The following is a 22266-nucleotide window of genomic DNA, read 5'->3' as shown; positions in this document are numbered from 1 at the left end:
CCCCGGACGCGCGACGGCTGCCCGCCCCCGCGGCCCGGGAACGGGTCGGCCGCCGGACCGTTCCCGGGCGCTCCGGCACCCGGGAGCGGTCGGTCCGCCCGGCCGCCCCGCGTCGCTCCGGCGACCCGCCCGCAGGGCCCCAGGACGGCCCGTCGCGCCCCTTTCCGGAGGGGCCGCGACGGGCCGTCCGCCGTCTTCTGAAAGGCTCGCAGAACGCGTTCCACGGTTCCGGCCCGCATCGACCGACACAACATCTGGGGGCTGGCGCATCGAGCGGCCCCCACATGTATGCTCATGCTCGCTGTCGCCGCAGGGGAATCCGGTGCGAATCCGGAACTGTCCCGCAACGGTATGTTCGGTGCGCTTTTGCGCAGTCCCGAGCGAGTCCGACGACCTGCCGACAGCGCATCCGGTTCGACCGATCCGGATGCCAGACGTCCGGGCCTCGCGGATGGGCCGGTGGACGCCGTACGCAGCGCTGCCCCGCCCCGGGCCCGGCCTGCCCGGCCGCCCCACTCCCCCGCCGGCCCCGAGCCGAGCGAGGGAGAGCACCGCGTGACCATCGCGCCAGCCGATCCGGCCTCAGTCGCCCTGTCCGAAGCGACCGTGTCCGAGGCGGCCGAGTCCGGGGGAACCGCACACGACGGACCCGGTACCGCACACGACGAGCCCGGGACCGCGCTGCTGCGGACCCTGACCGCCCTCACCGTCGACCTGCCCGACACCGACCCCGGCCGGGTGGCCGCCGCCGCGCTGCGCGGGCGCAGCGCCCGGGCGGACGAGGCCGAACTGCGGGCGCTGGCGACCGAGGCCGCCGCAGGGCTGATCTCCGAGGACCCCGCCTACTCCCGGCTCGCCGCCCGGCTGCTGACCCGCGCCATCGCGGACGAGGCGGCGGGGCAGGGCGCGGTCTCCTTCTCCGCGTCCGTCGCCGTCGGCCACCGCGAGGGCCTGATCGCGGACCGCACCGCCGCGTTCGTCCGGGCGCACGCCGCCACCCTGGACGCGCTGGTCGAACGCTCCCTCGCCGACGGCGCCGACGACCGGTTCGGCTACTTCGGGCTGCGCACCCTGCACAGCCGCTACCTGCTGCGCCACCCGCACACCCGTCAGGTCGTGGAGACCCCGCAGCACTTCATGCTGCGGGTGGCGTCCGGGCTCGCCGAGGACGACTCCCCGCGTGCCGTGGACGAGGTCGCGGCACTGTACGGACTGATGAGCCGGCTCGACTACCTCCCCTCCTCCCCCACGCTGTTCAACTCCGGTACCCGGCACCCGCAGATGTCGTCCTGCTATCTGCTGGATTCCCCGCTCGACGAGCTCGACTCGATCTACGACCGCTACCACCAGGTGGCGCGCCTCTCCAAGCACGCGGGCGGCATCGGTCTGCCGTACTCCCGCATCCGGGCCCGCGGTTCGCTGATCCGGGGCACCAACGGGCACTCGAACGGGATCGTGCCGTTCCTGAAGACGCTCGACGCCTCCGTCGCGGCGGTCAACCAGGGCGGCCGTCGCAAGGGCGCGGCCGCCGTCTACCTGGAGACCTGGCACGCGGACATCGAGGAGTTCCTGGAGCTGCGCGACAACACCGGTGAGGACGCCCGCCGTACGCACAACCTGAACCTCGCGCACTGGATCCCCGACGAGTTCATGCGCCGGGTCGACGCGGACGGCGAGTGGTCGCTGTTCTCCCCGTCCGACGTGCCCGGGCTGGTCGACCTGTGGGGCGAGGAGTTCGACGACGCGTACCGGGCCGCCGAGGCGAAGGGGCTGGCCCGCAAGACGCTGCCGGCCCGGGAGCTGTACGGGCGGATGATGCGCACCCTCGCGCAGACCGGCCAGGGCTGGATGACGTTCAAGGACGCCGCCAACCGGACCGCGAACCAGACCGCCGAGCCGGGCCGTGTCGTCCACTCGTCGAACCTGTGCACCGAGATCCTGGAGGTCACCGACGACGGCGAGACGGCCGTCTGCAACCTGGGCTCGGTCAACCTCGGCGCATTCGTCACGGGCGGGGACATCGACTGGGAGCGGCTGGACGCCACCGTCCGCACCGCCGTGACCTTCCTCGACCGGGTCGTCGACATCAACTTCTACCCGACCGAGCAGGCCGCCCGCTCCAACGCCAAGTGGCGCCCGGTGGGCCTGGGCGCCATGGGCCTCCAGGACGTCTTCTTCCAGCTGCGGCTGCCGTTCGACTCCGCCGAGGCGCGTGCGCTGTCCACGCGGATCTCCGAGCGGATCATGCTGGCCGCGTACGAAGCGTCCTGCGACCTCGCGGAACGGTCGGGTCCGCTGCCCGCCTGGGAGCAGACGCGGGCCGCGCGCGGCGTGCTGCACCCCGACCACTACGCCACCGAGCCGAACTGGCCGGAGCGCTGGGAGGCGCTGCGCGCCCGGGTCGCGAGGACCGGCATGCGCAACTCGCTGCTGCTCGCCATCGCGCCGACGGCGACGATCGCCTCGATCGCGGGCGTGTACGAGTGCATCGAGCCGCAGGTCTCCAACCTCTTCAAGCGCGAGACGCTCAGCGGTGAGTTCCTCCAGGTCAACGCGTACCTGGTGGACGACCTGAAGCAACTGGGCGTGTGGGACGCGCGGACCCGCGAGGCGCTGCGCGAGGCGAGCGGCTCGGTACAGGGCTTCGCCTGGATCCCCGAGGACGTGCGGACGCTGTACCGCACCGCGTGGGAGATCGCGCAGCGCGGCCTGATCGACATGGCTGCGGCCCGTACCCCGTTCCTCGACCAGAGCCAGTCGCTGAACCTCTTCATGGAGACGCCGACCATCGGCAAGCTCTCCTCGATGTACGCGTACGCCTGGAAGAAGGGGCTGAAGACGACGTACTACCTGCGTTCGCGCCCCGCCACCCGGATCGCCCGCGCCGCCTCCGGCGGTACCGCGGCGAACGCCCCCGTTCCCGTCCCCGCCCAGCAGGCTCCGGTCCTCGACGCGGACGCGATCGCCTGCTCCCTGGAAAACCCCGAGTCCTGCGAGGCCTGCCAGTAATGACCGACACCAACTCCGAGAAGAACCTGCTCGACCCGGGCTTCGAACTGACCCTGCGCCCCATGCGCTACCCGGACTTCTACGAGCGCTACCGGGACGCGATCAAGAACACCTGGACCGTCGAGGAGGTCGACCTCCACTCGGACGTCGCCGACCTCGCGAAGCTCTCGCCGGGCGAGCAGCACATGATCGGCCGGCTGGTCGCGTTCTTCGCGACGGGCGACTCGATCGTCGCGAACAACCTCGTCCTCACGCTCTACAAGCACATCAACTCCCCCGAGGCGCGGCTGTACCTGAGCCGTCAGCTGTTCGAGGAGGCCGTGCACGTCCAGTTCTATCTGACGCTGCTGGACACCTACCTGCCCGACCCGGACGACCGGGCGGCGGCGTTCGCGGCGGTCGAGAACATCCCGTCCATCCGTGAGAAGGCCGAGTTCTGCTTCAAGTGGATGGCCGCCCTGGACGGGCAAGGAGGGGTGGAGAAGATCGACCGGCTGGAGACGAAGGCTGACCGCCGCCGCTTCCTGCTGAACCTGATCTGCTTCGCGGCGTGCATCGAGGGCCTGTTCTTCTACGGCGCGTTCGCGTACGTCTACTGGTTCCGTTCGCGGGGACTGCTGCACGGTCTCGCCACGGGCACCAACTGGGTGTTCCGTGACGAGACGATGCACATGAGCTTCGCGTTCGACGTCGTGGACACCGTCCGCAAGGAGGAGCCGGACCTCTTCGACGACGAGCTCCAGCAGCAGGTGACCGACATGCTGAAGGAGGCCGTGGCGGCGGAGCTGCAGTTCGGCCGCGACCTGTGCGGTGACGGCCTGCCTGGCATGAACACGGAGTCCATGCGGCAGTACCTGGAGTGCGTGGCCGACCAGCGCCTCGCCCGCCTCGGCTTCCCGACGGTCTACGGCTCCGAGAACCCGTTCTCGTTCATGGAGCTCCAGGGCGTGCAGGAGCTGACGAACTTCTTCGAGCGCCGGCCGTCCGCGTACCAGGTGGCGGTGGAGGGCTCGGTCGACCTCGACGAGGACTTCTGACCTAGACCCGGGCCCAGCTTCTGAGGTGGGGACGCCGCGCGGCCGTGACGGGCCGCGCGGCGTCCGCCGTTCCCGGCGGCGCCTCCGCGCGTTCCCGTTCCGCCTCCCGCAGCTCGCGGTCGATGCGGCGTTCCCGGGCGAGTCCGGCCAGGGTGGGCAGCAGGAAGAGAACGATAAGAGCGGAAATGCCAAGGATGTCCAGGAGCGTGTTCATGGTTCCACTCTCGTCCGCGCGCCCACCCTCCGGCAGTGGCAGGACTGCCACGCACCATCGATTTGCTGCCACACTGGTGGGATGCTGAACAACGTCGCCGCTCTGCTGCTCGACGAGGTCCACCCCTTCGAACTGGGGGTGCTGTGCGAGGTCTTCGGCCTCGACCGCAGTGCCGAGGGCCTGCCGGTCCACGATTTCGCCGTGGTGTCCGCCGAGGGCCCGGCGCTGCGGACGCACGCCGGGTTCACGATCGGCACCCCGTACGGTCTCGACCGGCTGGAGGAGGCGGACCTCATCGCCGTGCCGGCCTCCGGCGACTCCGGCGGCCGGGACTACCCCGAGGAGGTCCTCGACGCCCTGCGCCGGGCCGTGGACCGGGGCGCGCGGGTGCTGAGCGTCTGTTCCGGCGCGTTCGTCCTCGGTGCGGCCGGGCTGCTGGACGGCCGCCGCTGCACCACCCACTGGCGCCACACCGACCAGCTGGCCCGGCGCTTTCCACGCGCCGTCGTCGAGCCCGACGTGCTGTACGTGGACGACGGCCCGGTCGTCACCTCGGCGGGCACGGCGGCCGGGATCGACGCCTGCCTGCACCTGGTCCGGCAGGCGTACGGCTCCGACACCGCCAACGCGATCGCCCGCCGCATGGTGGTGCCGCCCCACCGGGACGGCGGCCAGGCGCAGTACATAGAGCGGCCGTTGCCGCGCACCCGCTGCGACACGGTCGGGGAGACGCTGGTGTGGATGGAGCGCCACCTCGACCAGGAGATGACGGTCGACCAGCTGGCGGCGCAGGCGCACATGTCACCGCGCACCTTCGCCCGCCGCTTCCAGCAGGAGACCGGCACGACGCCGTACCGCTGGCTGCTGCGTCAGCGGGTACTGCTGGCCCAGCACCTGCTGGAGACGTCCGACGAGACGGTGGACACGATCGCCGGGCGCACCGGCTTCGGGACGGCGGCGGCGCTGCGCCATCAGTTCGTCCGGTCGCTGGGCACCACCCCGCACGCCTATCGCCGCACCTTCCGCGGCTCGGCCGCCCGCTCCGGGACGGCCGCCTGACCCGGGACGGCCGTCGGTCGCGCTCCGGGCCGGACGCCCCGGCGGGCGCCCGGGCCGGGGCCGGGGTCAGACGCCGCAGTTCGGGGCCGACCAGTAGTGGCTGGGGCCCTGGTTGACGTGGATGTGGTCGCCGTGGCCCGGGTAGCCCGGGCCGAGGATCCCGTTGAAGCCGTGGTTGCGGGCCTGCTTGGCGAGGGTGCACAGGGAGTGCGGGCCCGCGCCGAGATCTGCCGCGTCCCCGTACATGTGACGGCTGTTGGCGGCGCCGCCGACCGCGCTGTTGCAGGTCTGGGACCGGAAGCCGCTGGTGACCCGGATCGACTGGTCTCCGAGCGCGTGCCGCAGCGCCTCCAGCTTCCACATGGTGCTCAGCGCGTTCGCCTTCGCCGTGCCCGCCGCCACGGCACCGCCCGCCCAGGTGCTGTTGCACTGGTTGAGTTCGGCGTACGTGAAGTGGGCCGGGGTGCAGTCGTTGCCCTGCAGCTCGTAGATCTTGGCCTGGGTGGCCGGGCCCGCGATGCCGTCGGCCGCCAGGCCGTAAGCGGCCTGGAAGCGCTTGACGGCGGCGGTGGTCGCCGGGCCGTAGGAGCCGTCGATGGCGAGTACGGAGTTGTACCCGGGGTAGCCGGCCACCCGGATCTGGAGCTGGACGACGTCGTTGCCGGTGGCGCCCGGGGACAGCGTGCGGGTCCAGGTGTAGCAGCCGTCCGCCTGCGCGGTGCCCGCGGTGACCACGGCCCCACTCCACGCGAAAGCCATGGTCATGACAAAACCGAGCAGGAGTCGTGCGGTGCGTCTGAGCATGAAGGGCTCCCTGTCGCTGCGAAGGCGTGATGAGGATGTGGTCAGAGAGCCTGTCGGAGGAGTCGACGCGCGTCAACCACCCTTGGATGACAGGAAGTTGACGACCCGGTGAGCGCGGAACGCGGTGGGCCCGGTTCCTCCGTGAGCGGGAGGAACCGGGCCCACCGGTGGACCGTGATCAGCGCTCTCAGTCGTTCGGCACGGTCTCGTAGCGCGGCGTGCCCTCCGCCATCTGCCGCAGCGCGTCCTTGCGGTCGCGCTTGGACAGCCGGTCGATGTACAGGTATCCGTACAGGTGGTCCGTCTCGTGCTGCAGGCAACGGGCGAAGTAGCCGGTGCCCCGCACCTTGATCGGGTTGCCCTCGGCGTCCTGTCCCCGGACCACCGCGTAGTCCGGGCGGGCCAGCGGGGCGTACGCCGTGGGCACGGAGAGGCAGCCCTCGTTGGAATCGTCCAGCACCCGGTCCTCGGGCGCCAGCTCCTCCAGCACGGGGTTGCAGACGGCGCCCACGTGCCGCACGCCCTCGTCGTCGGGGCAGTCGTAGACGAAGACCTTCAGGTCGACGCCGATCTGGTTGGCGGCCAGGCCCACGCCCTCCGCGGTCCGCTGGCTGGCGAACATGTCGTCGATCAGCCGGGCCAGGTCGTCGTCGAACTCGGTGACGTCCTTGCACTCCTTGTGCAGCACCGGGTTGCCCACGACCGTGATCGGACGGGAGGTGCCGCGCTCGCGATGCGCCGTCTCACGCTCCTCGCAGTCCTCGGTGTCGACGACGAATTCCTCGTCGTCGGCGCTGATCCGCTCGTCCGTCTCCTGCTGCGCCATGTCCGCCGTACGCCTTCCTCAAAAACCTGAAACCCGGGCATCCGAAACCATCCGTGGCGTCCGGGCCCCGAGCACCCGGGCACCGCGACGGTGCCCGTACAGCCTACGGGCACCGGTCAGCAGACTTCTTCGAGATCCCGCCACTCGCGGCTGTCCGGGCTGTCCGCGACCCAGCCGTCCAGCAGCCCGCGCACCAGCCCGGCCGGGGCGGCTATCCCGCACTCCCGCTCCGGCACCCACAGCTCACCGGCCGTGCGGTGCCCCAGCGGGCCCGGGTGCCCCGGCTCGCTGTGGTCGTGCGGGTCCAGGTGGTCGCCGTCGCCCTCGTCGCTCTCCATCCGGCTCTCGGAACAGGCCCGGCACAGCAGGCGCACGGACGACGACCAGTCCTCCGCGGCGAACCCGGCGTCGGACGCCAGCCGCTCCAGCGCGTCCCGGTCCGCCTCCGTGGCCGCCTCCAGCAGCACCACCCAGGTGGGAACGGGCGACGGCGCCCACAGCTCGATCTCGTCGAAGACCGGATACGCGGGCCCGGCGGCGGTCACCCGCTCCCCGTTCGGCACACCGTCGTGGAGGACGACCTCGCCCCAGCGGCGGCCGGACGACGGCAGCGGGATGGAGAGCACCTCCATCCTGGCCGGATCGAGCCTGCGCCCCCACACCACCTCGGCCTCGCCCTCCGGCGACAGCCGTACCGCGGCGCTGCCCAGCTCCATGCCGACGGGCTCGCTGCCCGCCGCCGACGTGTGCTGGCCGGCACCCGGCACCTTCAGGCCGTACGCCTGCCAGGCGCGGCGGGCCAGCGGCCAGTCCTGGAGCGCGGTGGCGGCGATCCCGACGTTCCACCAGTCGGGAGCGCCGGAGTCCTTGTCGAGCAGCGCGACGGCCCGCAGACCGGCGGCCCTCGCCTGTTCCCAGTCGTGCCGGAACTTGTGCAGCAGTGCCAGGTTGAACCACGACTCCGAGAGCCAGGGCTCCAGGTCCGCCGCGCGTGTCAGCAGCGCGCCCGCGTCCTCGTACCGGCCGTCGCCGATCAGCGTGAACGCGCGGTCCGTGGCCTGCCGCCAAGAGGCGGAGGGCCGATGCCGTACCTTCCCGAAGATCCTCACGATTCCCGCCCGTCCCGAGTGAGAGCACGCCCTCGTTTTCCGCTCCCTCTTCGCATCCAACCATGCCGGGCCGGACGCCCGCTCATTACCCATGGGTTACCCGGACGGGACGGGAACCAGACCGCCCCGGGCCAGAACACGGGCCAGCGATTCCACGACCTCGGGCTGGTAGTCGTGCCCGGTACCGAGCCTGAGTTGTTCCAGCGCGCCGAGCGGCCCGATGAGACCTTCCCCGGACAGGTCGTCGTATGCGTTGACCGCCCGGACGATCCTGGCGGACAACGGCTGCTCGCGGTAGGGGTCGGCCTGCCGTTCCACCACGACCGCCACCTCTCCGTCCACGCCGGTCTGCCGGACGACCGCCCCGCCGAGCAGCGCGATGCGGTGCTGCTCGGCGGCGGGCAGGGTGGCGGTGGCCCCGTCCGGGACCGGATCGACGAGCGAGAGCTGGCCGATGTCGTGCATCAGTGCCGCGTACTCCAGCACCAGCAGCCGGTTCCCGGACAGGCCCAGCTCGCGGCCGACGGCGACGGAGAGCTCCGCGACCCTGCGGGCATGCCCCGGCCGGGTGTGTCCGGCGATCTCGGTGGAGCGGGCGAGCGAGGTGATCGTCTGCCGGTAGGTGGTGCGCACCGCGACGAACCTGCGGAACGCGACCTGGGTCAGCAGCAGCGGCACACACAGCACGGGCAGCGCCCACAGCCCGGCGACCGCGACCCCGAGGGCCATCACGACACCGGTCGCGCAGACCGCCGAGCCGATGCCGACGAGCCCCCGGAGCTCGTCGCGGAGCAGCGGCCCGTACGGGGCGGGAGCGCCGACCGCGCCCCGGCGGCCGTACGGGACGGACCGCGAGCGCGCCAGCAGGGCGGCGAGCACGGCGTCGCACAGCCCGGTCAGGACGAGGAGCAGCAGCGGGAGGAGCACGTGGTAGGGCCCCTCGCCGAACCGGCCCGCCGCGTGCGCCGAGCCGTGCAGCGGCTGGAAGCACACGGCGGCGAAGGCGACGGTCAGGACGCGGCGGGCGACCCGGTCGGGCGTCGGCGCACTGCCGCGCGCCAGATGCGGCACGCAGGCGACGAGCTGCGCCGCGAGGAGCACGGCGATCACCTGGAGGACGTCGTGCCCGGCCGGTTCGCCGCCGACCCGGCCGAGGAGGGCGTACGCCAGCGCGCCGGCGGCCCCGAGCGGTGCGGGCTCGCGCTCGCCGGGCAGCGCGCCCCAGCGGGCCAGCTCACCGACGGCGATCAGCAGCCCGAAGGCGAGAGCCGTGCCGGGGTCGTGGACTCCGGCCCAGAGCGTGTGGCCGAGGCCGCCGAGGGCCAGGAGCCCGGCGGCGGCGCGGACGGCGAGCACGGCGGGCGGCACCGCGCCGGGCCGGGCGCGGGTCCGGACTCGGGCGCGGATCACCGCGTACGGTCCGCGGTCCGTGGCGGACCGGGGACGGCGGGTGCCGCCCCGTGGGACGCACCGGGCCGTTCCGGCGCACGCGGCCCGTCCGGCCCGTGTCGCGCGTCCGTTCCGTGCCTCGGGGAGGGCGGAAGCGGCGTTCCGGCGTCGACCGTGCCGGGGGCCTCCGCCCCGGCACTCCGGGGCCGCGGAACGGTCTCGTCCGCCGTCACCGCCGGGGTCCCCGGCCAGCCGTGCCGGTCCAGGGCGCGCACCAGCGCCCGCACCATCCGCGGGTCGAACTGCGTGCCCGCGCACCGCTTCAGTTCCGCGAGCGCCGCGTGCACCGGCCGTCCGCGCCGGTAGGACCTGGTCGACGTCATCGCGTCGAAGGCGTCGGCCACCGCGACGACCCGGGCGAACTCGGGGATCTCCCGCCCGCTGAGACCGTACGGATATCCGCTGCCGTCCAGCCGTTCGTGGTGGTGCAGGATCGCGGCCCGCGCCTCGTCGAGGAAGCCGATCCCCCGGACGATCTCGTGCCCGTACTCCGGATGCAGTTCGATCACCCGCCGCTCCTGCGGGGTGAGCGGTCCGTCCTTGCGGAGCACCCGGGTCGGCACACCGAGCTTGCCGACGTCGTGCAGGATGCCGGCGAACCGCAGGACCTCCAGGCGGCCCCGGTCCATGCCCAGTTCGCGGGCGATGAGGACGGACGCGTGGCCCACCCGTTCGCTGTGGCCCCGGGTGTAGGTGTCCTTGATGTCGACGGCCTGCACCAGGGCCCGGATGGTGGCGCGGTGGGCGGCGTGCTCACGGTGGGACTGGGCGAAGACCCAGCACGAGATGTACATCGGCAGCAGCACGATGAGGGCGGAGGGCGGTCCGTACGGGCCGCGCCACAGCACGGCCATCATCAGCCCGGCGAGCCCGTGCACCAGGTGCGGCCCCAGCGCGCGGGACAGCAGTCCGTTCCAGGCGCGCCGGACCGGCACCCGTTCGGCCACGGCCAGGATCGAACCGTCCAGCGCGGTCAGCACGAGGCTGAAGACCAGGGCGGCGGCGCAGGCCGGCACCAGGGCGTACGGGAAGTCGGGGAGCCGGTCGCCACCGGCTGCGGTGCCGCCGAGCGCGGCCCGGCCGCCGAGCAGGACGTGGACGGTCGAGGCCACCCAGACCGTGACGGCGAGCTGCGCGGCCCGCCAGACGCGCCGGGCCGTGGCGGGCGGATCCTCCGCCCGGCCGGCCAGCGAGCCGGGGACGGCGACCAGGGCCGCCGCGGCGGGTGGCAGCAGAAAAGCTCCTGCCAGCAGCAACGGGAAGAACGACCCGGCGCTGATCGGCACAGAGCCCAGGAGCGGCCAGCGCCCCGGTAGTTCACAGACGAGATAGAGGCCGGTGAGCAGTCCGAGGGTGACCCACGGTGTCCCGGCCCCCGGCCGCAACGCGGGAAGCCCGCACGTCAGGGCGACGGCCGCGGCCGTCCCGATGCAGGCGCGTGTCGTCCCGCGTGTGGCTTCCACCCGCCCCGCCGCCCCTCAGCTCCATCGATGGAGGCGTCACGCTAGCGAGTCGCGCGTCCTGCCGAGCGGCAACGAAGTCGATTAGCACATTCGGGTGAGGCTGTTCGGGCCGACGATCGTTCGGGCCTCAGGAGCGGCCGGACGTCATTCCTTGGCGGCGGTCGGCCGGTCGGTCCCCGGGGACGTCACGTCCTGCTCCGGGACCACCTGGCCCGAGCGGATCAGCTCGATCCGGCCCATCACCTTGGACCGCAGGTCGCTCGGTACGTCGTCCTGGCCGCAGCAGCGCTTCACCAGCTTCTTCACCGCCTGCTCCAGGCCGTACTTCTCCAGGCACGGGGAGCACTCCTCGAAGTGCACCTCGAACTTGGTGCAGTCGCTGTCGGGCATCTCGTGATCGAGGAACTCGTAGAGATGGTCGAGGACCTCCGAGCAGTCCGTCTCATGCGGCTCTCCGCAGCTCATGAGCCCGAGCCTTTCCGATCGTCCGACCCTCCGGCACCGGCCGGGACGAGCCCGCGCTCACGGGCGTAGTCCTCCAGCATCCCGCGCAACTGGCGGCGGCCCCGGTGCAGTCGGGACATCACCGTACCGATGGGAGTCCCCATGATGTCCGCGATCTCCTTGTAGGCAAAGCCCTCGACATCGGCGAGATACACGGCGATGCGGAACTCTTCGGGAATCGCCTGGAGAGCGGCCTTCACGTCGGAGTCCGGCAGGTGGTCGAGCGCCTGCGACTCCGCGGAGCGCAGCCCCGTCGACATGTGCGACTCGGCGCGCGCCAGCTGCCAGTCCTCGATCTCCTCGGCGGCGCTGCGCTGGGGTTCGCGCTGCTTCTTGCGGTACGAGTTGATGAACGTGTTGGTGAGGATGCGGTACATCCACGCCTTGAGGTTGGTGCCCTCACGGAACTGGTGGAAGGATCCGTACGCCTTGGCGTACGTCTCCTGGACCAGGTCCTCGGCGTCCGCGGGGTTGCGCGTCATGCGCAGCGCGGCCGAGTACATCTGGTCGAGGTAACCGAGAGCGTCCCGCTCGAAGCGCGCGTTGCGCTCGGCGGCCGTCTCCGGCGCGCGGCCGTCGTCGGTACCTGTGTCGGTCCCAGTGACCGGACCCACCTCCTCCAACGCTGGGGCGGAGCCGAAACCGGACCCGCTCGAATCGGAGAATAGTCGACCCTGCCCCGGGACGGGCTGTCGTTCCGAGCCGCCCAGCGTGCGTTCCGGAGCGGTATTCGCCGCGTGCAGAACCGTCCACTCCAGGTCAGCGGCGTTCGAGCGACGTGGGCAGATGGTCGAACCCATGCGACGGACTCCCTCTCCACAAACGACGTTGATGTACCGATGTCACCGACAACAGCCGCCCCTGGCTCAACATTCCCGGGTTCTCACGGGGCGGGCCGAATGTCCGCGCGGGGCCGGCCCCCTCACCTCGGAAAGTCCGGATTGGGATGAATGTCATACGAGGCGGGTCAGCCAGGCGGTCACGGCGTCGGTCAGGATCCCCATCGCCCGGTCCTCGGTCAGGCCGGACTTCTTCGGTACGGCGAACCCGTGGTCGCCGTACGGCACCTCGGTGATCCCGTACTCCCCCGGCGGGAACTCGCCGGGCCGACCGAACGGGTCGTTGCCGCCCTGCACGACGAGCGTGGGCACACCGGCCCCGAGGAGCTCGTCCGCGCGGGACTTCTCCGGCTTCCCGATGGGGTCTCCCCTGCTCGAACGGAGCTGAGAGCTTGGGGAAGGGTGCAGCGGGAAGGCGAGTGCGAGGACGGCACGGGCGCCGAGTTCCGTCGCCGTCCGGCAGGCGACCCGGGCCCCGGCGCTGCGACCGCCCGCGACGACGGGCAGGCCGGGCGCGGTGAGCGCCGGCCACACACCCCGCCATCCGGTGTCCAGGGTCCTGGGGGCGGGCGCGACCTTCTTCCCGGCGACCCTCCAGGGCTGTTCCACGAGCGCGACGCTCACTCCGTGCGCGGGGAGCGCGGCCCCCAGGGCACACAGGTCACGGCTCTCGATGCCGCCGCCCGCCCCGTGGCCGACGGCGAGCACCAGCCGGGGCTCGCGCGCGGGCAGCCAGGTGATCCGGGCCGGCCCGGCGTCCGTGTCGACCGTCTCGACCCTGCGTTCCGTCTCCGTGGCACTCACGGTTCCCATCCTGCCCCGTCCGGGCGGGGCGTCGCTCCCGGCCCGCACGGGACCGGTCGCGCGCCGGCGCGGGTCGGTGGGGACCGGTCGGGAACCGTCCCGGAACGAACACACCGGAAGGCGGACCGTCATCTCTCGAAAGGCGGCCCCGCCAGGAGCACCCGGGAAGGCGGACCGTCATGAGCGCCAACGGAACGCGGCCCCGCCGAGGAACGCCCCGGAAGGGGGCCTCAGAAGAGCGTGCCCAGCTCCGGGCCGGCCAGCTCCTCCAGCAGCTCGGGGCCGTTGTTGCGTACGTTGCTGACGGCCGTGGCCACCGGATAGGCGCGCATCAGCCCGCCCGGCGGCGGCGCCAACAGCGCCCGCAGCTCCTCGACGTCCGTGCGCGACGGGTCGAGCCAGGCGTCCCACCGGTCCGGCGTCAGCATCAGCGGCATCCGGGGGTGGATCTCGGCGAGTGTGGCCGGGCCCTCCGCGGGGGCGACGGCGAGCGGTGCGGTCTCCGCCTCGATCGTGATCACCGTGCAGGTCGCCCACCAGGCCATCGGGTGATCGTCCGGCAGGGTGCGGTCGCGCCAGAACTCGTACAGCCCGGCCATCGCGAAGACCGATCCGTCGGCGGGCGTCACGAAGTAGGGCTGCTTGCGCGGCCGCTTCTTCCTCCCCTTCTCCTCCAGCTGCCGTTCCTCCGAGCCGGTGACCCATTCGTAATAGCCGTCGGCGGGCAGGATGCAGCGCCGGGAGACGAAGGGGCGGCGGAAGGACGGCTTCTCGTGGACGGTCTCCGCCCGGGCGTTGATCATGCGCGCCGCCCCCTCGGGGGACTTCGCCCACGACGGCACGAGTCCCCACTTCAAAACCCGCAACTGGCGAACCGGACGCCGGTCGGCGGCGTCTTTGAGAGGACGCTCCAATATGACGTGGACCTCCTTGGTCGGCGCCACGTTCCAGTCGGGCACCAGGGTCTCCTCCGGTTCCCACTTCTCGACGTGGAAGAGTCCGGCCAGATCCTCGGGCCGCCGGCTCGCCGCATACCGTCCGCACATGAGTGCCAGACTGCCACGACCGTCCCGGCGACAGGACGCCGATACCGCAAGCCGCTACCAGGAGGAGCCGCCCTCACCATGGACAGCACCGATCCGGGAAACCTGTGGGACCGCCTCCTCGGCACCCAGCCCGTGCCCGAACTGTGGCTCGTGGTGGTGACCGGGACGCTCGCGCTGATCGCCGTCGTACCGAATCCGCTCTGGCGGCTGAGCCGCAACGCGATCACGATCGCGCACGAGGGCGGTCACGGGCTGGTGGCGCTGCTCACCGGACGGCAGCTGTCCGGGATACGGCTGCACTCGGACACCAGCGGGCTGACGGTCAGCCGCGGCAGACCGACCGGCATGGGGATGATCCTGACCGCCGCGGCCGGGTACACCGCCCCGCCGCTGCTGGGCCTCGGCGGGGCCTGGCTGCTGACCGACGGCAGGATCACGCTGCTGCTATGGCTGACCACCGCGCTGCTCGCGGCGATGCTGGTGATGATCCGCAACGTGTACGGGGCGCTGGCCGTGATCTCCACGGGGGCGGCGTTCCTGCTGGTCTCCTGGCTGGCCCCGCCCGCCGTGCAGTCGCTGTTCGCGTACGGCGCGGTCTGGTTCCTGCTGCTCGGCGGGGTGCGCCCCGCCTTCGAGCTCCAGGCGAAGCGGCGGCACGGCGGTGCGCCCGACTCGGACGCGGACCAGTTGTCGCGGCTGACGGACGTGCCGGCCGCGCTCTGGCTGTTCCTGTTCCACGCGGTGTCGCTCTGCTCACTGATCGGCGGGGGCCGTCGGCTGCTCGGACTGTGAGCCGGCGCGCGACGACGGCGCCCGGCCGGTGCGCGGCGGCATCCGGCGCCCGGCGGCATCCGCACGAAGGGGTGATGCCCGGCGCGGTGCGCGTCGGCGCCCGGTTGACGCCCGGAGGCACCCGGCACGACGCCATCGTGCCCGGTTGGCGCCCGGTTGGCGTCCACCACGGTTTGATTGCGCGCCGGTTTCGGACCGTTTGATCGAGATTCCGGTTTGCGGTGAACCACTAAAGTGAGGTTCATGACCGAAATCCCCGTGCACCCCGACCTCTGGCCCGCCCCGCATGCGAGCGGAGCCGTCGACGCGACCGTCACCGTGCCCGGTTCGAAATCGGTCACCAATCGCGCGCTCGTCCTGGCATCTCTCGCCGCCGAGCCGGGCTGGCTGCGCCGCCCGCTGCGTTCCCGCGACACCCTGCTGATGGCCGAGGCGCTGCGCGCCATGGGCGTCGGCATCGAGGAGACGGTCTCGTCGAGCTCCTCCGCCACGGGCGCCCCGGACGCCTCCGGCGAGGCCTGGCGGGTCATCCCGGCCGGTCTGCACGGCCCCGCCACGGTCGACGTCGGCAACGCCGGCACGGTCATGCGCTTCCTGCCGCCGGTCGCGGCCCTGGCCGACGGCCCGATCCGCTTCGACGGCGACCCCCGCTCCTACGAGCGCCCGTTGAACGGTGTGATCGACGCGCTGCGCGTGCTCGGCGCCCGGATCGACGACGACGGGCGCGGCTCGCTGCCGATGACCGTGCACGGCGGCGGCGCGCTGGACGGCGGGGCGGTGGAGATCGACGCCTCCTCGTCCTCCCAGTTCGTCTCGGCGCTGCTGCTGTCGGCGCCGCGCTTCAACCAGGGGGTGGAGGTGCGTCACACCGGCGCCCGGCTCCCCTCCATGCCGCACATCCGGATGACCGTCGACATGCTGCGGGCCGTCGGCGCCCAGGTCGACGAGCCGGAGACGGGCGGCGAGCCGAACGTCTGGCGGGTCTCCCACTCCGCGCTGCTCGGCCGCGACCTGACCATCGAGCCCGACCTCTCCAACGCACAGCCGTTCCTCGCCGCCGCACTGGTCACCGGCGGCCGGGTCACCATCCCCGACTGGCCCGAGCACACCACGCAGCCGGGTGACGCGCTGCGCGAGATCTTCACCGCGATGGGCGGCAGCTGCGAGCTGACCGAGCGCGGCCTCACGTTCACCGGCTCGGGCCGGGTCCACGGCATCGACGTCGACCTCGGCGAGGTCGGGGAGCTCACCCCGGGTATCGCGGCGGTCGCCGCCCTGGCCGACGGCCCGTCCACGCTGAGCGGCGTCGCCCACCTGCGGCTGCACGAGACGGACCGGCTGGCCGCACTCACCAAGGAGATCAACGAACTCGGCGGCGACGTCACCGAGACCGCCGACGGGCTCCACATCCGCCCGCGCCCGCTGCGCGGCGGCGTCTTCCACACGTACGACGACCACCGGATGGCGACGGCGGGCGCGGTCATCGGCCTCGCCGTCCCCGGAGTGGAGATCGAGAACGTGGCGACGACCGCCAAGACCCTGCCGGACTTCCCGCGGATGTGGACCGGAATGCTCGGGGCCTGAGACATGCGCCGCTACGGCAAGAACCCCGACGAGGACGACGTCCGGATCCGCCCCAACCGCAAGGGCAACCGGCCCCGTACCAACATCCGCCCCAAGCACGAGGACGCCGAGGAGGGGATGGTCCTCACCGTCGACCGGGGCCGCCTCACCTGTCTCGTCGACGGCCGTACGGTCGTCGCGATGAAAGCCCGCGAGCTGGGCCGGAAGGCGGCCGTGGTGGGCGACCGGGTCTCCCTCGTCGGCGACCTGTCCGGCGAGAAGGACACGCTCGCCCGCATCGTCCGCATCGGCGAGCGCCGCTCGGTGCTGCGCCGCACCGCGGACGACGACGACCCCTTCGAGCGGGTGGTCGTCGCCAACGCGGACCAGCTGGCGATCGTCACGGCGCTGGCCGATCCGGAACCCCGTCCGCGCATGATCGACCGCTGTCTGGTCGCCGCGTACGACGGCGGGCTGTCCCCGCTCCTCGTGCTCACCAAGTCCGATCTCGCCCCGCCCGACAAGCTGTTGGAGGCGTACACACCGCTGGGCGTCCCGTTCGTCGTCACCAGCCGCGAGGAGCTGGAGAGCGGCGAGGCCGCCGAGCGGGTGCGCGAGCAGCTGGCCGACCGGATCACCGCCTTCGTCGGGCACTCCGGTGTCGGGAAGACGACGCTGGTCAACGCGCTCGTGCCGGAGGACCGCCGACGTACCACCGGAGTCGTCAACGCGGTCACCGGCCGCGGTCGGCACACCACCACGTCCGCGCTGGCGCTGCCGCTGTCCGGCCGCCTGGGCTGGGTGATCGACACCCCCGGCGTGCGGTCCTTCGGGCTCAACCACATCGACCCGTCCCGGGTGATCCACGCGTTCCCCGACCTGGAGCCCGGCACCGAGGACTGCCCCCGCGGCTGCACCCACGACGGCAACCAGCCGGAATGCGCTCTGGACGCCTGGGTGGCGGACGGGCACGCGGACCCGGCGCGCCTGGACTCGCTGCGGCGGCTGCTGTCCACCCGGGAGCGGCGCGAGGGCGACTGATCCGCGCCCGTCCGCGCGGTGGCCCGCGGCCTTCGCGACCGGCCGCACGCGTGTACGACCGGCCGGAGGTGGTGACGACCGGCCGAGCAGGTGCACGACCGGCCCGGCACGTTTGTGATCGCTCCGGTACGTTTGCGATCTAACGAGACTGGTAAGTGCATAATCACACTCAAGTGGCAAGCCGGTCACCGACGTGGGAGGGCACTGACGATGGCGTGGCTGCTGGTCGTGGTCGCGGGACTTCTGGAGACCGGCTTCGCCGTCTGCCTGAAGCTGTCGCACGGTTTCACCCGGCTCTGGCCGACCATCGCGTTCGCCGCCTTCGCCCTCGGCAGCTTCGGGCTGCTGACGTTGTCGCTGAAGAAGCTCGACGTGGGCCCCGCGTACGCCGTGTGGACCGGCATCGGGGCCGCGGGCACCGCGATCTACGGCATGGTCTTCCTCGACGACGTGGTCTCCACCCTCAAGCTGGTCTCGATCTCGCTGGTGATCATCGGGGTCATCGGACTCCAGCTCTCCGGTTCGTCCCACTGATCCGGACCGCCCCGGGGCGCGCCCGCGCCGCCGACGTGCCCCGGGAAACGTCCACGATGCGGGCGGCCACGCGGTCGTGTGGCTCCGTTCACCTGCGGTCGATACTGTGACGACATGCCCGAATACCACGATGACCTGCGGCTCGCCCATGTGCTGGCGGACGCCGCCGACGCCGCGACCATGGACCGGTTCAAGGCACTGGACCTCAAGGTCGAGACCAAGCCGGACATGACGCCCGTGAGCGAGGCCGACAAGGCCGCCGAGGAACTGATCCGCGGTCACCTCCACCGGGCGCGCCCGCGCGACGCGATCCTCGGCGAGGAGTTCGGGGTCGAGGGGACCGGGCCGCGGCGCTGGGTCGTCGATCCGATCGACGGCACGAAGAACTACGTGCGCGGCGTGCCGGTGTGGGCGACGCTGATCTGTCTGATGGAGGCCGACGACGCCGGGGACTTCCAGCCGGTGGTCGGCGTGGTCTCCGCGCCCGCGCTGAGCAGGCGCTGGTGGGCGGCGAAGGGCGCCGGGGCGTACACCGGGCGCAGCCTGAGTTCCGCGACCCGGCTCCAGGTGTCGAAGGTGGAGCGGATCGCGGACGCCTCGTTCGCGTACGCCTCGCTGGACGGCTGGGAGGAGCGGGGCCGGCTCGACGGGTTCCTGGACCTGACCAGGGCCTGCTGGCGCACCCGCGGATACGGGGACTTCTGGCCGTACATGATGGTCGCCGAAGGTGCGGTCGACATCTGCGCGGAGCCGGAGCTCTCGCTCTGGGACATGGCCGCGAACGCGATCGTCGTCCAGGAGGCGGGCGGCACGTTCACCAGCCTCGACGGGGTGTCCGGCCCCGGCGGCGGCAACGCGGCGGCCTCGAACGGGCTGCTCCACGACGAACTGCTCGGCTACCTCGGCGGGCGCTCCTGAACCCCGGCAACCAGCGCCCCTGACCCCGGCCGCGCCCCCTCGGGGCGCCCGACCCCCGGCCGCGCCCCCCGAGGGGCGTCGCGCACCACCGCGCGCCCCTCGGACGGCCCCATTCCCCCCTTGTTGCGGTCCCGCATCGATGCGAGTCTGAGAGCCCACCCAGCTTGTGAACTTGTGAACCGACTCGTGTGGTCGTTTCACGAAGGAGGTGACCCCTCTCATGCTCGTCCGTGACGCAATGAGCACCCTGGTCCTCACCATCGGACCGACCCATACGCTCCGCCAGGCCGCCCGGCTGATGTCGGTCCGCCGCATCGGGGCGGCGGTCGTCCTCGACCAGGACAACAGCGGGCTCGGCATCCTCACCGAGCGCGACATCCTCGACGCGGTCGGCTCGGGACGGAATCCCGACGTCGAGACCGCCGCCGCCCACACCACCACCGACGTGGTCTTCGCGGCCCCCACCTGGACCCTGGAGGAGGCCGCCGAGGCCATGACGCACGGCGGGTTCCGCCATCTGATCGTGCTCGACGACCACGGCCCGGTCGGCATCGTCTCGGTCCGCGACATCCTGCGCTGCTGGACGCCCACCAGACGCCGTCAGCGCGTGAAACTCGCCGGCTGACCCCCTGGGGGCCGTCCAGCGGACCCTCACGGACCCGCCCGGACCCGTGCACCGACCGCACGGACCGGCGAGGGCCGCGAGGTCCCGCCGGTCGGCCCCCAGGAAGACCGGCGGACCGGCCCCGAGGAGCGCCGGACCGCCCCGCCGACGACCAATGGGCCGGGCCCCTCCGAGGAGGGACCCGGCCCACCGTCGACGACGGATGCCCGGATCAGCCGCGCAGGGCCTGGACCGCGACCTCCAGACGCTTGCCGAAGTCGCCGTCCGCCTGACGGAAGTTGTTGATCGCGCGCTCGGCGATGTCGTCGCGCGACACCTTGGCGATGAACCCGGCGAGGTTGTCGACCAGCCTGCCCTTCTCGTCCTCCGAGAGGAGCCGGTAGAGGTTCCCGGCCTGGACGAAGTCGTCGTCCTCGGCATGGCTCGGGGCCACGTGCGTACCGATCTCGCCCGCGACCGGCGTGGACTCCCACAGCGGCCGGTCGGTCTGGACCGGTCCACCGAAGCTGTTCGGCTCGTAATTCTTGGCGCCCTTGTGACGACCGTCGTACAGGAAGCCGTCGCGGCTGTAGGTGCGCGCCTCGGCGGCGTGCGGACGGTTCACCGGCAGGTGGTCGGCGTTGATGCCGACGCGGTAGCGGTGCGCGTCGCCGTAGGCGAAGAGCCGGCCCTGGAGCATCTTGTCCGGGGACGGACCGATGCCCGGCACGAAGTGCGCGGGACTGAAGATCGACTGCTCGACCTCGGCGAAGACGTTCTCCGGGTTGCGGTTGAGCTCCAGCTTCCCGATCTCGATCGGCGGGTAGTCCTCGTGCGGCCACACCTTGGTGAGGTCGAACGGGTTGAAGCGGTACGTGGCCGCCTCGGCCGCCGGCATGATCTGGACCTGCACCGTCCAGGACGGGAAGTCACCGCGCTCGATCGCCTCGCGCAGGTCGCGCTGGTGGCTGTCGGGGTCCTCACCGGCGAGCTTGTTGGCCTCGGCCTGGGTGAGGCTCTTGATGCCCTGGTCGGTCTTGAAGTGGTACTTGACCCAGAAGACCTCGCCCGCCTCGTTGCTCCACTGGTAGGTGTGCGAGCCGTAGCCGTTCATGTGGCGGTACGAGGCCGGGATGCCGCGGTCGCCGAAGAGCCAGGTCACCTGGTGGGTCGACTCGGGCGACAGACCCCAGAAGTCCCAGACGTTGTCCGCCTCCTGCGAGCCGGTGTACGGGTCGCGCTTCTGGGTGTGGATGAAGTCGGGAAACTTGATGGCGTCCTTGACGAAGAACACCGGGGTGTTGTTGCCGACGAGGTCGTAGTTGCCGTCCTCGGTGTAGAACTTCAGCGCGAAGCCGCGGGGGTCGCGCACCGCGTCGGCCGCCCCGAGGTTGCCCGCGACGGTCGAGAAGCGCAGGAACGTCTCCGTCTGCTTGCCGACCTCGGAGAGGAACTTTGCCCGCGTCCACTGCGTGACGTCGCGGGTCACCGTGAACGTGCCGTACGCGCCGGCGCCGCGGGCGTGCACGACGCGCTCCGGAACGCGCTCACGGTTGAAGTGCGCGAGCTTCTCCAACAGCGACTGGTCCTGCACCAGCACCGGACCACCGACGCCCGCGGTCTGGCTGTTCTGGTTGTCGGCGACCGGCGCCCCGGCCTCCGTGGTGAGCGGTCCCTGCGTCACGTGCGCCTCCTGCGTCGTTCCTGCACATTCGTCATGTCGTGCACAGCCTGTCCCTTGGCGTATGCCAAAGCCGATCCTACAATGGACTTAGTCCAAGTCAAGGGAACATCCAAACTCACACCTGTTCGGGACCTGGTCCCCCCACTGTTAGGCTTGTGCTTATGAGTGACCTGTTGGAACGACTTCGCGGACGCGGCTGGCGCATGACCGCCCAGCGGCGCGTCGTGGCCGAGGTCCTCGACGGAAACCATGTGCACCTGACGGCCGACGAGGTCCACGCGCGGGCTGTCGCGAAGCTGCCCGAGATCTCCCGTGCCACCGTCTACAACACCCTGGGCGAGATGGTGGCGCTCGGCGAGGTCATCGAGGTCTCCACCGACCGCCGCGCCAAGCGCTACGACCCGAACGCGCACCGCCCCCACCACCACCTGGTCTGCGCGAACTGCGGCACCATCCGCGACGTGCACCCGGCGGGCGACCCGTTGGCCGACCTGCCGACGGACGAGCGGTTCGGCTTCACGGTGTCCGATGTCGAGGTGACGTACCGCGGCATCTGCCCGGGCTGCGCGGCCGACGGCTGAATCCCCGTTTCCCCGCAGGACCCCGGTTCTCCTGGAGGGCCCCGGCGCACACGCTCCCGTGTACGCCGGGGCCCTCCGTGCGATGCGCCGGGGCGCACGCCGGTCCGGCAGGACATGACTCATGGGGGAACCGGTCCACCGGGAAGGACAGCCGGACATGCGGAAAGCCGGATCCCTTGAAGGATCCGGCTTTCCGTCTGCAGTAGCGGGGACAGGATTTGAACCTGCGACCTCTGGGTTATGAGCCCAGCGAGCTACCGAGCTGCTCCACCCCGCGTCGTTGTGTGTAGAACAGTACGTCACCGCTCGGGACCTGCGCAAATCAGATGCGGCTCACCGGACGCGCGGGCCCTGGCAGCACGGCCCCGGGGCCCGTCGGCGCCCGG

The 22266-nt window shown here is 71.9% G+C and carries 21 protein-coding genes, 1 tRNA gene and 1 riboswitch; of the genes, 10 read left to right on the top strand and 12 right to left on the bottom strand.

Annotated features, from left to right (window positions below):
* Positions 1 to 288: 288 nt before the first annotated feature.
* Positions 289 to 416, top strand: a riboswitch (cobalamin riboswitch).
* Positions 417 to 555: 139 nt separating this feature from the next.
* Positions 556 to 3009: a ribonucleoside-diphosphate reductase subunit alpha gene (locus AMK22_RS04355; protein ID WP_073781866.1), complete on the top strand. Its 2454-nt coding sequence runs from the start codon at positions 556 to 558 to the stop codon at positions 3007 to 3009.
* Positions 3009 to 4046, top strand: coding sequence for a ribonucleotide-diphosphate reductase subunit beta (locus tag AMK22_RS04350; RefSeq protein WP_073781865.1), 1038 nt, complete (start codon positions 3009 to 3011; stop codon positions 4044 to 4046). Before AMK22_RS04355 ends, AMK22_RS04350 begins: the two co-directional genes overlap by 1 nt.
* 1 nt (position 4047) lies before the next feature.
* Here AMK22_RS04350 and AMK22_RS04345 read toward each other — a convergent pair whose 3' ends face one another.
* A complete protein-coding gene (locus tag AMK22_RS04345) occupies positions 4048 to 4260 on the bottom strand; it encodes a hypothetical protein (protein ID WP_073781864.1) in 213 nt (70 codons plus the stop codon).
* 81 nt (positions 4261 to 4341) lie between these two features.
* Here AMK22_RS04345 and AMK22_RS04340 point away from each other — a divergent pair, with 81 nt between their 5' ends.
* A complete protein-coding gene (locus tag AMK22_RS04340) occupies positions 4342 to 5319 on the top strand; it encodes a GlxA family transcriptional regulator (RefSeq protein ID WP_073781863.1) in 978 nt (325 codons plus the stop codon).
* Positions 5320 to 5385: 66 nt separating this feature from the next.
* Here AMK22_RS04340 and AMK22_RS04335 read toward each other — a convergent pair whose 3' ends face one another.
* From AMK22_RS04335 to AMK22_RS04295, 9 genes are all read right to left on the bottom strand, one after another.
* The gene (locus AMK22_RS04335) at positions 5386 to 6123 is read right to left on the bottom strand and encodes a D-Ala-D-Ala carboxypeptidase family metallohydrolase (RefSeq protein ID WP_073781862.1); all 738 of its coding nucleotides are present in this window, start codon (positions 6121 to 6123) and stop codon (positions 5386 to 5388) included.
* Positions 6124 to 6310: 187 nt separating this feature from the next.
* A complete protein-coding gene (gene def, locus AMK22_RS04330) occupies positions 6311 to 6949 on the bottom strand; it encodes a peptide deformylase (RefSeq protein WP_073781861.1) in 639 nt (212 codons plus the stop codon).
* 116 nt (positions 6950 to 7065) lie between these two features.
* Positions 7066 to 8058, bottom strand: a complete 993-nt coding sequence (locus AMK22_RS04325) for a tetratricopeptide repeat protein (RefSeq protein ID WP_073781860.1) — start codon at positions 8056 to 8058, stop codon at positions 7066 to 7068.
* A gap of 96 nt (positions 8059 to 8154) precedes the next feature.
* Positions 8155 to 9465, bottom strand: coding sequence for an HD-GYP domain-containing protein (locus AMK22_RS04320; RefSeq protein ID WP_073782001.1), 1311 nt, complete (start codon positions 9463 to 9465; stop codon positions 8155 to 8157).
* Positions 9465 to 10970 (bottom strand): HD-GYP domain-containing protein, encoded by a 1506-nt coding sequence (locus tag AMK22_RS04315; protein ID WP_073781859.1) that lies wholly within the window; start codon positions 10968 to 10970, stop codon positions 9465 to 9467. Before AMK22_RS04315 ends, AMK22_RS04320 begins: the two co-directional genes overlap by 1 nt.
* A 144-nt stretch (positions 10971 to 11114) precedes the next feature.
* Positions 11115 to 11435, bottom strand: coding sequence for a mycothiol system anti-sigma-R factor (rsrA, locus tag AMK22_RS04310; protein WP_073781858.1), 321 nt, complete (start codon positions 11433 to 11435; stop codon positions 11115 to 11117).
* Complete coding sequence (locus tag AMK22_RS04305) at positions 11432 to 12088, bottom strand: sigma-70 family RNA polymerase sigma factor (RefSeq protein WP_199883115.1); 657 nt, start codon at positions 12086 to 12088, stop codon at positions 11432 to 11434. The genes rsrA and AMK22_RS04305 overlap by 4 nt, the downstream gene beginning before the upstream one ends.
* Before the next feature lie 339 nt (positions 12089 to 12427).
* Positions 12428 to 13126: an alpha/beta hydrolase family protein gene (locus AMK22_RS04300; RefSeq protein ID WP_073782000.1), complete on the bottom strand. Its 699-nt coding sequence runs from the start codon at positions 13124 to 13126 to the stop codon at positions 12428 to 12430.
* 221 nt (positions 13127 to 13347) lie between these two features.
* Positions 13348 to 14163 (bottom strand): SOS response-associated peptidase, encoded by an 816-nt coding sequence (locus tag AMK22_RS04295; protein WP_073781856.1) that lies wholly within the window; start codon positions 14161 to 14163, stop codon positions 13348 to 13350.
* 78 nt (positions 14164 to 14241) lie between these two features.
* Between AMK22_RS04295 and AMK22_RS04290 the strand changes: the two genes are divergently transcribed.
* The 6 genes from AMK22_RS04290 to AMK22_RS04265 all read left to right on the top strand — a co-directional run bounded on the left by AMK22_RS04290 (position 14242) and on the right by AMK22_RS04265 (position 19636).
* Positions 14242 to 14955, top strand: a complete 714-nt coding sequence (locus AMK22_RS04290) for a M50 family metallopeptidase (protein WP_073781855.1) — start codon at positions 14242 to 14244, stop codon at positions 14953 to 14955.
* Positions 14956 to 15198: 243 nt separating this feature from the next.
* Positions 15199 to 16539: a 3-phosphoshikimate 1-carboxyvinyltransferase gene (gene aroA / locus AMK22_RS04285; RefSeq protein WP_073781854.1), complete on the top strand. Its 1341-nt coding sequence runs from the start codon at positions 15199 to 15201 to the stop codon at positions 16537 to 16539.
* A 3-nt stretch (positions 16540 to 16542) separates the two neighbouring features.
* Positions 16543 to 17559, top strand: a complete 1017-nt coding sequence (rsgA, locus tag AMK22_RS04280) for a ribosome small subunit-dependent GTPase A (protein WP_073781853.1) — start codon at positions 16543 to 16545, stop codon at positions 17557 to 17559.
* Positions 17560 to 17769: 210 nt separating this feature from the next.
* On the top strand, positions 17770 to 18093 hold the full coding sequence (locus AMK22_RS04275; RefSeq protein WP_073781852.1) for a DMT family transporter: 324 nt from the start codon (positions 17770 to 17772) through the stop codon (positions 18091 to 18093).
* Between the two features lie 114 nt (positions 18094 to 18207).
* On the top strand, positions 18208 to 19011 hold the full coding sequence (gene hisN / locus AMK22_RS04270; protein ID WP_073781851.1) for a histidinol-phosphatase: 804 nt from the start codon (positions 18208 to 18210) through the stop codon (positions 19009 to 19011).
* 220 nt (positions 19012 to 19231) lie between these two features.
* Positions 19232 to 19636, top strand: coding sequence for a CBS domain-containing protein (locus AMK22_RS04265; RefSeq protein ID WP_073781850.1), 405 nt, complete (start codon positions 19232 to 19234; stop codon positions 19634 to 19636).
* Positions 19637 to 19847: 211 nt separating this feature from the next.
* Here AMK22_RS04265 and AMK22_RS04260 read toward each other — a convergent pair whose 3' ends face one another.
* A complete protein-coding gene (locus AMK22_RS04260) occupies positions 19848 to 21299 on the bottom strand; it encodes a catalase (protein WP_073781849.1) in 1452 nt (483 codons plus the stop codon).
* Between the two features lie 161 nt (positions 21300 to 21460).
* On the opposite strand from AMK22_RS04260, the gene AMK22_RS04255 reads away from it, so the two are divergent.
* The gene (locus tag AMK22_RS04255) at positions 21461 to 21880 is read left to right on the top strand and encodes a Fur family transcriptional regulator (RefSeq protein WP_073781848.1); all 420 of its coding nucleotides are present in this window, start codon (positions 21461 to 21463) and stop codon (positions 21878 to 21880) included.
* Positions 21881 to 22083: 203 nt separating this feature from the next.
* Here the strand turns inward: AMK22_RS04255 and AMK22_RS04250 are convergent.
* Positions 22084 to 22157, bottom strand: a tRNA-Met gene (locus AMK22_RS04250).
* Between the last annotated feature and the right edge of the window lie 109 nt (positions 22158 to 22266).

The sequence above is a fragment of the Streptomyces sp. CB01580 genome (assembly GCF_001905795.1).
Lineage (GTDB): Bacteria > Actinomycetota > Actinomycetes > Streptomycetales > Streptomycetaceae > Streptomyces.
Note: the sequence above shows the minus strand (reverse complement) of the source record. Positions and strands in the feature narration are given on the sequence as shown.

Excerpts from the sequence above, each read along its gene's own strand:
- AMK22_RS04350 (WP_073781865.1), top strand. The coding sequence starts at position 3,009 with ATGACCGACACCAACTCCGAGAAGAACCTGCTCGACCCGGGCTTCGAA.
- AMK22_RS04345 (WP_073781864.1), bottom strand. The coding sequence starts at position 4,260 with ATGAACACGCTCCTGGACATCCTTGGCATTTCCGCTCTTATCGTTCTC.
- AMK22_RS04340 (WP_073781863.1), top strand. The coding sequence starts at position 4,342 with ATGCTGAACAACGTCGCCGCTCTGCTGCTCGACGAGGTCCACCCCTTC.
- AMK22_RS04335 (WP_073781862.1), bottom strand. The coding sequence starts at position 6,123 with ATGCTCAGACGCACCGCACGACTCCTGCTCGGTTTTGTCATGACCATG.
- def (WP_073781861.1), bottom strand. The coding sequence starts at position 6,949 with ATGGCGCAGCAGGAGACGGACGAGCGGATCAGCGCCGACGACGAGGAA.
- rsrA (WP_073781858.1), bottom strand. The coding sequence starts at position 11,435 with ATGAGCTGCGGAGAGCCGCATGAGACGGACTGCTCGGAGGTCCTCGAC.
- AMK22_RS04300 (WP_073782000.1), bottom strand. The coding sequence starts at position 13,126 with ATGGGAACCGTGAGTGCCACGGAGACGGAACGCAGGGTCGAGACGGTC.
- AMK22_RS04295 (WP_073781856.1), bottom strand. The coding sequence starts at position 14,163 with ATGTGCGGACGGTATGCGGCGAGCCGGCGGCCCGAGGATCTGGCCGGA.
- AMK22_RS04290 (WP_073781855.1), top strand. The coding sequence starts at position 14,242 with ATGGACAGCACCGATCCGGGAAACCTGTGGGACCGCCTCCTCGGCACC.
- aroA (WP_073781854.1), top strand. The coding sequence starts at position 15,199 with ATGACCGAAATCCCCGTGCACCCCGACCTCTGGCCCGCCCCGCATGCG.
- rsgA (WP_073781853.1), top strand. The coding sequence starts at position 16,543 with ATGCGCCGCTACGGCAAGAACCCCGACGAGGACGACGTCCGGATCCGC.
- AMK22_RS04275 (WP_073781852.1), top strand. The coding sequence starts at position 17,770 with ATGGCGTGGCTGCTGGTCGTGGTCGCGGGACTTCTGGAGACCGGCTTC.
- hisN (WP_073781851.1), top strand. The coding sequence starts at position 18,208 with ATGCCCGAATACCACGATGACCTGCGGCTCGCCCATGTGCTGGCGGAC.
- AMK22_RS04265 (WP_073781850.1), top strand. The coding sequence starts at position 19,232 with ATGCTCGTCCGTGACGCAATGAGCACCCTGGTCCTCACCATCGGACCG.
- AMK22_RS04255 (WP_073781848.1), top strand. The coding sequence starts at position 21,461 with ATGAGTGACCTGTTGGAACGACTTCGCGGACGCGGCTGGCGCATGACC.